The sequence below is a fragment of the Hallella faecis genome (assembly GCF_018789675.1).
Lineage (GTDB): Bacteria > Bacteroidota > Bacteroidia > Bacteroidales > Bacteroidaceae > Prevotella > Prevotella faecis.
In genome coordinates this window covers 1-10,981 of sequence record NZ_JAHKBE010000067.1, presented here as the reverse complement: position 1 = coordinate 10,981, position 10,981 = coordinate 1, and the positions used below count along the sequence as shown (strand labels likewise).

The following is a 10,981-nucleotide window of genomic DNA, read 5'->3' as shown; positions in this document are numbered from 1 at the left end:
GTTTTGGGTTAGCATCTGCACGGCCTACTCCACAGGGTTTGTCGGGTGCGCCGAAATTTGGTCTATATCGAAAAGATTTCATAATTTTGCAATGTGAACCTTATCCGAAGCCAAAGTTACATGTGGCATTCGGCTTTAGTAGCCGTTAGATGATGCAGAAGTCCGCAAAAGGGTGGGAAGAGACGCTCATGTGAAGTGTCTTGATAGTGGGGATCATTATATGATTAAGGCGTTTACTTGACGCTTTGTTCTTGACGCACTGAAACTTCGCAAACTTCAATTGTAGTCAAAGGACTTAGCAATGGTAGATGTCCATGGGTGTGTATTACAGCCCATATTGAGTACCTATAGTTTTATGGGTATCGTATGGTGTATACATATCGGCGTGGGCTTCTGCGTTGCTCGTTCTGACTACAATGGGCAATGCGAAGGCCTCAGTGCGTGGGACGGGTGACTGTAAGACTCCCACGCTTTTTTCGTATGTATAGGATAGAGATTGAATGAAATTTTCAGCTTGGGGGTGCTGAATATTATGTCTCTTAGGATGAAAGAAAAAATGCTTGAAAACGGTAATAATTTCCAGGAATTTACGAATTTCCTAGGATCCGAAAAATTGAGAATAAGCAATAAACTCAAAATCGTTTCAGATCTGAAGGGGGAAAAAAGAACGGTCTTTTATAGGTATTTCAAGACGGAACACCTGTTAAAGTCTTTAGCAGAACATACTCTATATCTCGCAAGTCCATCTTCTTGGGACGACCCTTTTGAAACAAAATATATGGAGTCATTAGATAATATTGGACTCCAAAAGGAAGAAGATACAAACACACTTAAAGAATATTCTGTATTTGCTACTTGCTTTAAAGGTGAGAGCGCAAAAGTCAATGAGGAAGCGGCATGGAAAATTTACATGCCTGCAAGTGGAAGCATCGTTCGAGTAGAAATAGATGCTTACGAACTATGTTATGCTTTGTGTAATTCTATCTTTGATGGGGGCTATTTGTATCTTTCAAAAATGGATTACCGGTTAAGGAAAAATATCGTTACCCCTACACCTATATTTGATCCTAATATCAATACCCTAAAGCAGGTATCAGAGAAGGAAAGAGCTGTTAAGTTAAGAGATCTTTTTATCAATAATTTCTCACTTAAACGTAACGCTTATAACTACGAGGAAGAGGTGCGCGTAAGTTTAATAAGAAAAGGCGTTGAGGATGTTGATCATATGCTCCTTTCTAACTTTAACTGGGGGCATGTTATAAACAAGATCACTTTGCAACCACTTAATCCTAACAAACCTCAATATGAAGAGAAAATACTAAGAAATATCGCAACTTATCAAAAGATTAAGTACTTGATTCCTAACAAGAAGATATACAAGTCTAATCTTTACGATTCAAATGAGGTAGACGAAGAAACTGAAGTTAAATTATAAATGACTATGAAGCGACTATTACTCATTTGGGCATTGTTCCTATGCTCGCTAACAGCAGCGTTCGCTCAGTTCAGCGGATCGGGGTCTGGAACCAAAGATGACCCTTATCTGATTTTCTATGCTGAGCAGCTAAATCAGATGCGCAACTTCCTTGGGAAGGATAGTGTGTACTTCAATCTGATGTCAGACATTGACCTGACAGAATGGATAGAAGAAAATAATCCAGGGCAGGGGTGGCAGCCTATAGGTGTGGAATCTGCTTGTTTTAAAGGATTCTTTATTGGAAATAATCATACTATATCAGGTGTGACAATTAGTCGCCCTTCTGAAGATAATATTGGATTTTTCGGCTATATCAAAAATAGTCATATTGAAAACTTGACTTTAATTACAGATAAGGTTGAAGGAAAGGGATTTGTAGCTCCATTAGCAGGCGTGGCAATAGGTTCTACATTTAAAGATGTTATAGTAACTTCATCTCTAATCAAATCAACTGCAGATTATTCAGGTGGATTAGTTGGTAGTGCTGCAAGTTGCACTTTAGATAATATTAGTGTCAAAGGCCAACTTGAGAGTACTTCTAACAACATTGGTGGTATAATCGGATTTGCCAGGAACACGAACTTTACTGACTGCACATTTGATGGTAACATAACAGCAGGAAGAGCCGTCGGAGGTATATTGGGCCAAGGTTATGAGGTTTCAATCACGAATACTAATGTAACTGGTAACATTAAGCAAGGTGATTATCTGGGCGGCATTCTAGGTTTTGCACGTGCTAAATGTACGCTCAATAATGCAAATTATAAGGGAAATGTATCTGGTACAGAGAGATTAGGAGGAATTATCGGTTATATTAATGAAGAAGGAAGCGTAAGCATAACTTCATGCCGTTCTAATGGGGAAATTATAGGAACTTCTGATTATGTTGGTGGAATTGTTGGACTAAGTGAAGGAGGAAGTATCACAGAAGTAAAGAAATGTAATCATGTTGGAGATATTAAGGGAGGCAATTGCATTGGAGGAATAATAGGTTCTATATCTTCTAATACTTATCAAGACAAAGATGTTACCTTAAATCAATGTAAGCATGTAAGGGGAAATGATGTCGGCGGAGTTATTAAGAATCCTGTAGTGACTTATTATAACGATGAACTAGTTGATGAAGGAAATAGGATCATCGAAATTAATAATAATCTATCAATTTGTAATTTACAATGTAAGGGCAATTATGTAGGTGGTATTATTGGATATGACCAAGGTAATTATGGTACTCGATTAATATCTACTTCAATGTGTCCATTTGGTGATACAAGATATAAGTATGGTAAGGGTAGCGTAGTATTGAATGCAACAAATAATTTATATAGTGGAGCTATCATTGGTAAATCTTACCTTGGCGGGATCGTTGGCAAAAAAATAATGGGAGTATTGTCAAATAATCTAGCGATTGGCTCAATAAAGGGAGATTGTGTTATAGGTGGTATCTTAGGAGCCGGTTTTCAAACTTCAAAAGGTGGAGTTAGTATTAAGGCTAATGTATCTGCCATGAGCATGTTATCTTGCACAATAGACACTATAGGACGTATTTTTGGAAAGGTTGATAATACGAATGATATTGGAACATCTGGAACAAAGTTCCAGAATTTGGGTTTGTCATCATTGTTATTAAGTAAGGCGGGTATTGTGCAATCTGTTATTGATAATTTACAAAATGGTATAGGATATGGTAGTTCCTCGTTGAGATTGAAAGCAAATTATGTATCAATGGATTGGGACTTCAACAACGATTGGACGATTCAAGAGACGGAAACCTATCCTTATAAGCCTTGGCAGGCTGCACCTCCTAAGATTACATCCAACCTTGTGTCTCAAGAGACGACGATAAGTGGCAAGAGTATAGATGGTGGTACTGTATATATAGAGGTAGGTGACTCTTATAAGTCATCAGTCGTTTGTAACGGCAATCAGTGGTCATTCTCTGTGCCCGCTCTTCAGTCCGGAGACCCCGTACGCTTGTATGCTGTTGTAGACGGGAAGGGGCAGTCTCCTTATACGGATGCAACTGTGAACTATCCGGGTAGCGGTACTGAAGCCGATCCCTATCGCGTCTATACAGCTGCTGATCTTCAGGGTGTCTACAAGAAAGGCTTTTACAAGTTGATGAATGATATCGACTTGACGGAATGGATCAATAAGTACAGTCCTACGGAGGGCTGGCCTGCTATCGGCAAGAACGGTGTGACTGCTGTCTATTTTGATGGTGGCGGTCATAAGATTACTGGTCTTTGGTGTAATACGACGGCTGGTTACAATGGATTGTTCTCTAACTTCCCAGCTGGCTACATCAAGAATCTGACGGTTGAGACAGCATCGGGTAAATCGGTCAAAGGTGGAGATTATACCGCTGTGCTGATAGGTCGGATGACGAATGGTAAGATAGAGAATGTGACCGTCAAAGGCAATGCTGAGGGCTCGAATCATGTCGGTGGTATAACTGGTATGACGAGCGAAATGAAGTTCAACAATGTCAATTATGAAGGTGAGACAATCTCTTCATCAACTAAAGACATCTATATTGGTGGTCTTGCAGGATTAGCCGATGGCAGCGTTGATGTCATAAGCAGTTATGCGAAGGTTAAGTTAACGACAACGGGATCCAATGCTAATGCAGGTGGTATCTTCGGAAAAGGCTCGAATGTCATCTTGAAGAATTCTCATGCTGAGACTACAGCAAAGACGTCAGGCGACAGTACGTTTGTCGGAGGTCTTGTTGGTGTGACAGAAGCAACGGACTCAATCACTAAATGTTATTCTGAAGGAACTTTATCTGCAACCGGAGCCAAGAGTTATGTTGGCGGTCTTGTTGGTATAAATAAGAGCGAAGGTTTGATAGAGAATTGCTATTCTATCGCTGATGCTACTTCCACGCTCTATGCTGCAGGTCTTGTGGCATACAACTATGGTAAGGTCAGCAATAGCTATAGCAAAGGCAATGTGAACAGTGAGTTCTATGGTGCCGGAGTCGTTGGCTACAATGATGGTGCTAAGGCAACAGTCAATAATCTCGTAGCTGGTAACCCGCAGGTGAATGTCACGGACAAGAGTGGATGGAGCATCCGCGTGCTCGGTGGCTTCAAGAACGGGGCTGCACAGCCGGGAGAAAACAACTATGCACTCAGCACAATGATTCTTTCGGTCAATGGTGTACCCAAGAAGGTGACGGATAATATCCTTGATGGTTATGCCAAGACAGAGGATGAGCTAAAGTCAGAAGCAACCTATGAGAAGCTCGGCTGGTCCTTCAGCCGCGTCTGGAAGATTGATGAGGCTAATGGATGGCCTACGCTTGACATGACAGTTTACGGTCTTGTGACGAGCGTGACCTTGGATCAAAAGACTGTCACAGTGAAGAAAGGTCAGACAGTTACGTTGAAAGCGACTGTTAAACCAGATGATGCTACAAACAAGACTGTAGCTTGGTCTTCTTCCGACACAAGTATTGCTACGGTTAAGGATGGTGTCGTGAGAGGCGTAGGCAATGGCAAAGCGACAATTATAGCAACCTCTACGGATGGCACAAACCTCTCAGATTCTGCTATCGTCACGGTTTATGCTCCGGTCAACGACACTATCGTACTGAAAGATACGACCACGCTGAAGAACAAGACCATTATGTATCCAGTTTATCTGAACAACGAGGATCCTGTTTGCAGCTTCCAGTTAGATGTCTATCTGCCCGATGGTATTGATATTGCAAAGAACAGCAAGGGTAAGTATGACATCCAGTTTGCAGGTCGCCAGGAGGATACACACTCCATCACCTCGAATAAGATAAGTACTGGCGCCGTTCGCGTCATTGCTTTCTCTATAGCTAATGATAATTTCTCAGGAAAGAGCGGTGCTCTTGTCAATATTCCTATCACTATAGGGGATGTGGCAAAAGGTGATTACAATATCAGTATCAGAAACATTGTTTTAGCAGATGCGTCAGAAAAAGAATATTACTGTCAGGATGCCAATGGCGTTATCCATGTCAACGATGTTATAATGGGTGACGCTAACAGTGACGGAAAAGTTTCGCTTGCAGATGTGAACAGTACGGTGAACTATATTGCAGAGAAGCCTTCTGGGAGTTTCTGTTTCGCTGCTGCAGATATGAATAATAATGGTATCATTAATGTGTCTGATGTCAATGCTATCGTTAATGTTCTCGCTGAGGTAAAGACGCCTGCTTCGGCTAAGAAGAATTTCTTGGCAACAGCCAATGAGGTCACGACGAACGACAAGATGTATTGTAGTAATATAACAGTCGTTCCAGGAGAAACGGCTACCTTGCCGGTTAATCTCGAGAACAGTGGTAAGTATTGTAGCTTCCAGTTCGATATTCTTCTTCCAAAGGGTATTACTGTTGATAGCACCGTAAACCAGAGCGGAAAAGTTCGCTATTCTGCTTCTTTGGTGACTTCAAGATGTGTAGACCACTCACTAACTTCGAATCTTATCCGAGGTAACCGCTACCGTGTAATTGTATTCTCACTTTCAAATACAGATGTTGAAGGAGCAAATGGACCTGTCGTCAATATAAAGTTGAAGGCTGAGAAAGATGCAGCAGAAGGTGATTATACACTTAAGATGGAGCGAGTGGTACTTGCTACAGCTGATGAGAAGGAGTATTATCCTGCTGACAGCGAATCGACGGTCACTGTCTCTGCTAATACAGGTGTCAATAGTATCTCTATTGATCCTTCGTCCGTGAAGGTCTATGACTTACAAGGTCGTAAGGTGAACAAGCCTACTCAAGGCGTGTACATCGTAAACGGCAAGAAGGTCGTCATCAAGTAACCTCTTTGTATTAACGTATAAGAATGAGCCTGCTGCGGAATTACCGTAGCAGGCTTTTTTCTGTATGCTCGGCATAAGAGCAGTATCTAACGGGTGCAAGTCCTGAGTAAGCCCTAATTGTCTGGGGCAAGGCGAATGCCAAGGTCGAGTTCGGAGCGAAGGTTGGCGCCAGCATCGTGAACGGTTACACCTACGTCAACCATCTCAGTTGGGACGCCTACAACGAGTCGTCCGACCTCGCCACGCAATTGGAACTCTATAAAAAGCGCTTCGGCATGCTGCCACAGGAAGTACAAGCGGACAAGCTCTACCTCGGGAAGGCGAACAGGAATCTTATCAAGACAAGAAGAGGGCCATCGGAGAGAGGAATGAGATAGAGGCCACATTCGGAACCTCCAAGCGAGTTTACCGGGCAAACGACATCAGGGCGAAACTTGACGACACGGCTGGCACAAGGATAGGAGCTTACTTCTTCACTAACGTAATGTAGTTCCTTAGGAGACTTCTTTGTCTCGTTTTTGTGGATTTGGCCTTAGATCCCCTCAAAAAGCGAATAGAAGAAATCGCAGACCGCCTCGCGGGGATTTTTGCCGCCCCACAAGGCGGCTTGGCTAAAATAAATTAGTAGACCCTAAGTACGTGCGAAAAGCAGACTTAACAGCTATTCGCACTCAACATTCTCAAAAGTCGGTAGGCGCATTCGTCTTTTCTGTCAACACGGCTACGCCCAGCGTCTCACGCCTGCTCTCACACGAGCCCGCTCCTTCTCATACCTTTTGTTGCCCCTCGTCTCACACGAGCCACAAGCATCTCTATCTGATCTTACCTTCCTAATTCACAAATATCTGTGCGTTTCGGTTCTTCTGTGCCCTCTGTGGGGAAACTATCCCACTTGTTCTTTGGCGCCTATGATGCAAAGGTCGACTCCCACAGACGTTTGACAATGTTGAAGGTTGAATGCTGAATGTTCATTCAACACTCAACAAAATTCATTCCACATTCAACACTCCACATTCAACATTATAATTCACACAACCTGAAGGCGTCGGCGTCGTGGAGCACGGGAAACTGCTTGCGGAAGGCCATCAGGCGCGGCATGTTGAGCTGGGCCGTGGCCGACGATTCCTGTCCGTCGACACATGCGGCGAGCAGAGTGCCCTGAAAATCGACGATGGCCGAACCTCCGTTGTAATTGACCTGCGCCTTGCCCACACGGTTCACCCCAACCACATAACACTGGTTCTCGATGGCGCGGGCACGCAACAGGAGGTCCCAGGCCTGACGGCGCCCCTCAGGCCAGTTGGCCACATAGAGCACCAGATCGTAGTCGTCGTGGTTGCGACTGAACACCGGGAACCGAAGGTCGTAGCATACCTGCAGCAGGATGCCCACGCCACGCCACTCTACAACAACACGATCACGGCCCGGCGTGAACGCCTTGTCCTCGCCCCCATAGGTAAAGAGGTGCCGCTTGTCGTAAAACGCAAGTTCACCGTCGGGCTTCACAAAGTAAAACCGATTGTAATAACGCTCACCCTCCCGGATGGCGATGCTTCCCGCCACCGCAGCTTGCGTGGAGGCCGCCATCGCCGCCATCCACCGCAGCGAACCGCCATCGCCCTCAGCAATGCCCTCGGGCTGCGTGGCAAAGCCCGTGGAGAACATCTCCGGCAACACAATGAGATCGGTAGGGCCAAGGTGCTCAATCAGCTGACTGATACGTTGGCGGTTGGCCTCGGGCTGCGCCCAGAGGATATCGATTTGAAGAATGGTGATGTTCATACTTTGCGGTGTTGGGTTAGAAACTATCGTGTGGCGCGGGGAGCCATTCGTGTTATGCCTTCACAAACGCTGCCGCCACGCACACTTTACATGCTGCGTAAAGTTACAAAATACTCGTGACAGTAAGTATCAAGAAAGCGGAAATTATCATTCCAACAAGCCCATCAACGATCGACTCAACAATCCATTCTTCTAAACAAACCATCGCCAAGCCTATGGATTCATCACGCAAAAGTAACGCCACTCAGCAAATTGGGAGGCAACGAATTAACCAGAAAAGAGCACAAAATAAGCAATAACACAATAAAACCACATGATTGGACGATTATATCACACCATGGCGAGCCTATCTACGAAAAGAGCGCATGCCTTAGAGGTATGCGCTCTTTTCGTAAGGAGGATTAGTCGTCCCAAACAGTATTGACGGTATTGGCGGTATTCTGTTTGGCAAATTCGTTCTCTTCGTTATCATACAAGACCATAGTGGATTGAACCTTATCCATAGGACCACTTCCAGCGAGCATGGGCTCTGTATCAATAGCCTTGGCTACAACGGCCGGCTTGGAATATTCTTTCTTCATCATTGGTTTTCGTTTATTATCTGATTATCACTTTCTTTCCATTCACGACATAAAGGCCTGGAGCAGCCTTGCCGACCACACGCTGCCCAATAAGGTTATAAAGGTCATGCGACTTGTTACGATCCACCTCCACGCCATCGATACCATCAGTAACGCCATCAAAGCGAAAACCCTTGGCATTATGAGCGTCGGCAGAAGGAACGGCCAAATAGGCCAACCCTTCCTTCACCTTAAAGGCACCACCCTCCTCGGCTCCCCAATAGAAGCCCAAGCCTTGCTTGGTGGTGTAATTATTATAGGCCAACTTATAATACTTGTAACCTGTCTCGGGCTCGAATTCGCCCCCCCCAACCGGAGCAGGTTTGAGCATATTGCCCGAGAGGTTAACCTCATAGGCACTCTTAACGTAATAATAAGAAGCCGTATCTGACTTGCTCTTCAGCAACACACCAGTATTGGCAGGAACATAACAACCATTGACCTCGCCATTCTTACCAACTGAAGCGTCGGTAACTGCATAGCTTGCAGGCGTTACAGTAATCGGCGATATTATGTCATTCTTAACCGCCAAGCCCGCGACCTCTACATCATCGCCAACAAACACCACATCCCTCGTTGAGCTAAAAGTAGCATAACGTGTGCTATCCGAGTCTATGGCTTTGAAACTTACAGTACGAGGAACAGAGGTGCAATAACCCGAATAATTCACTCCGCCACTGATCTCATAAAAATAGGCTGCATTGAACGTAGTGCCATCACCATTTGTATACCAACGTAAGCCATTATTAGGACTAAATCTAAGTGATAAATACTTATCATCATGTATCGTACCGTCAGATTTTAATATAATCGTTTTTTCACTTGAAGACATTTTAAAGCCTTCTTTAATTGGAGCAAGATAATTCCCTTTTTCATCTTTCACCACTAACTTTTCCGGCTTTCCTGATAAATGAAAGACAATAGGAATAGAGTCCTTACTCATTAATCCCCATTTCTCCTTTTCATCAACCTTAGTGTACTTATAAAAACAATACAATTGCCCATTGTATTCAGCACCTATTACATAATCTGCTTTAGAATTGAATTTATTAGAATTAAGTTTAGTGTAAGTAACTTCATTACCTGTCTTCTTAGCAAACACGGCATAATATACAACATCTGCATTAACTACAGGAGCAGAAGCGGTATCCACAAAAAGTACCGAAGGCTTTTCATTCTTAGAGCCCGAAATGTTTGAATCGGTCCAACCGACAAATTCCTTGCCTTCAATAGCTTGTGGCGCCGAGGGCAACGTCGTCACCTTCTTTCCCCCTGCAACATCAGAAGAGGGATTACCCTCAGTATAATTTTCACCATTAACAAGCCAAGTAACCTTATGATACACCGTAGGAGCAATAGCCGTTCCTGTAAGCGAGATAACCTTAGCAGTAGCACCATCCGAAGAAATCGTAAGCTTCGCTTGATGATTTCCTACAGACGTAGGAGAATAAGTAACCTTAACATCTGTTTCTGAGATCTCACCCTCATTGGGTGAAACGCGTGCAGGTTGAACCGAGAATCCCTCACCATCTACAGACAGTACAGCATCCGACTTCAGATTTCTACCCGATAATTGAAAGCTGAGATCCTTACTCTTACCACTCTCAACAGAACCAAAATCAAGAGTGCTCACACTGTTCCTTAAAACCGGACTATTAGAAGAGTATTCAATGTCAACCGACTTGATATAAATAGAGTTTTCCGTACAATCAACGAAAATCTGCACGTAACCAGAAACACTAGGAGCACATGTAAACTTTGCGGCCTGTTCCTTTCCAGGCATATTTATCAAAAATCCATTACTCACCTGTTTTCCGTTTTGGGCCTTAGAATCAGCTGAATCTACACAATAAACTCTAATAGTTCCCTTTCCTGATTTAGTATTGGTGGAATAATGAACGGTAATCGAAGAAATATTATCAAACGATTCGGGAGAATTAGCACAAGCTCCACTACGGTCCTTAGTTACAGGAACTTGATACGAAGCAAAAGAATCACCGTCCTTAATAGAAAACCAATTTGAAGAAACACCATTAGTTACAGCTTTCCATTGATGACTTGTAAACTGATAGCTCACCGTGTCGGCAAAAGACTGCACAACACCAGTTAACAGCATTAGGCATAACAAAAAATACAACCTAACACAATTAATCCAACATTGAAATCTTAATAAAATCATATTTGGATGATTTTTAAAAGTTAAAAGGTAAGGATAATAGACCATTAACGCCAAAAAAAGGCAATAAAAAGCCCGAAGACTCGTTAGAATCCTCGGGCTTCGCTCTTTTGAAAGAAGGCG

At 43.5% G+C, this 10,981-nt stretch carries 7 protein-coding genes; 4 read left to right on the top strand and 3 right to left on the bottom strand.

The genetic code is table 11. The features are described 5' to 3' along the window. Window positions 1-496: 496 nt before the first annotated feature. From KM934_RS11495 to KM934_RS11485, 3 genes are all read left to right on the top strand, one after another. The gene (locus KM934_RS11495; protein WP_215760745.1) at window positions 497-1,435 is read left to right on the top strand and encodes a hypothetical protein; all 939 of its coding nucleotides are present in this window, start codon (window positions 497-499) and stop codon (window positions 1,433-1,435) included. 6 nt (window positions 1,436-1,441) lie between these two features. Then, the gene (locus tag KM934_RS11490) at window positions 1,442-6,280 is read left to right on the top strand and encodes an Ig-like domain-containing protein (protein ID WP_215760744.1); all 4,839 of its coding nucleotides are present in this window, start codon (window positions 1,442-1,444) and stop codon (window positions 6,278-6,280) included. Window positions 6,281-6,456: 176 nt separating this feature from the next. Further along, the gene (locus KM934_RS11485) at window positions 6,457-6,657 is read left to right on the top strand and encodes a hypothetical protein (protein ID WP_215760743.1); all 201 of its coding nucleotides are present in this window, start codon (window positions 6,457-6,459) and stop codon (window positions 6,655-6,657) included. Window positions 6,658-7,300: 643 nt separating this feature from the next. Here the strand turns inward: KM934_RS11485 and KM934_RS11480 are convergent. Further along, complete coding sequence (locus KM934_RS11480) at window positions 7,301-8,062, bottom strand: amidohydrolase (RefSeq protein WP_215760742.1); 762 nt, start codon at window positions 8,060-8,062, stop codon at window positions 7,301-7,303. A 116-nt stretch (window positions 8,063-8,178) separates the two neighbouring features. Here KM934_RS11480 and KM934_RS11475 point away from each other — a divergent pair, with 116 nt between their 5' ends. Further along, entirely contained in the window at window positions 8,179-8,361 is a 183-nt protein-coding gene (locus KM934_RS11475; RefSeq protein ID WP_215760741.1) for a hypothetical protein, read from the top strand. 102 nt (window positions 8,362-8,463) lie between these two features. On the opposite strand, the gene KM934_RS11470 is transcribed toward KM934_RS11475, so the two are convergent. Together KM934_RS11470 and KM934_RS11465 are read right to left on the bottom strand one after the other, a co-directional pair. Further along, window positions 8,464-8,646, bottom strand: a complete 183-nt coding sequence (locus KM934_RS11470; protein ID WP_215760740.1) for a hypothetical protein — start codon at window positions 8,644-8,646, stop codon at window positions 8,464-8,466. Between the two features lie 13 nt (window positions 8,647-8,659). Next, window positions 8,660-10,861, bottom strand: coding sequence for an Ig-like domain-containing protein (locus KM934_RS11465; RefSeq protein ID WP_215760739.1), 2,202 nt, complete (start codon window positions 10,859-10,861; stop codon window positions 8,660-8,662). Window positions 10,862-10,981 lie beyond the last annotated feature (120 nt).

Excerpts from the sequence above, each read along its gene's own strand:
- KM934_RS11470 (WP_215760740.1), bottom strand. The coding sequence starts at position 8,646 with ATGATGAAGAAAGAATATTCCAAGCCGGCCGTTGTAGCCAAGGCTATT.
- KM934_RS11465 (WP_215760739.1), bottom strand. The coding sequence starts at position 10,861 with ATGATTTTATTAAGATTTCAATGTTGGATTAATTGTGTTAGGTTGTAT.
- KM934_RS11480 (WP_215760742.1), bottom strand. The coding sequence starts at position 8,062 with ATGAACATCACCATTCTTCAAATCGATATCCTCTGGGCGCAGCCCGAG.
- KM934_RS11490 (WP_215760744.1), top strand. The coding sequence starts at position 1,442 with ATGAAGCGACTATTACTCATTTGGGCATTGTTCCTATGCTCGCTAACA.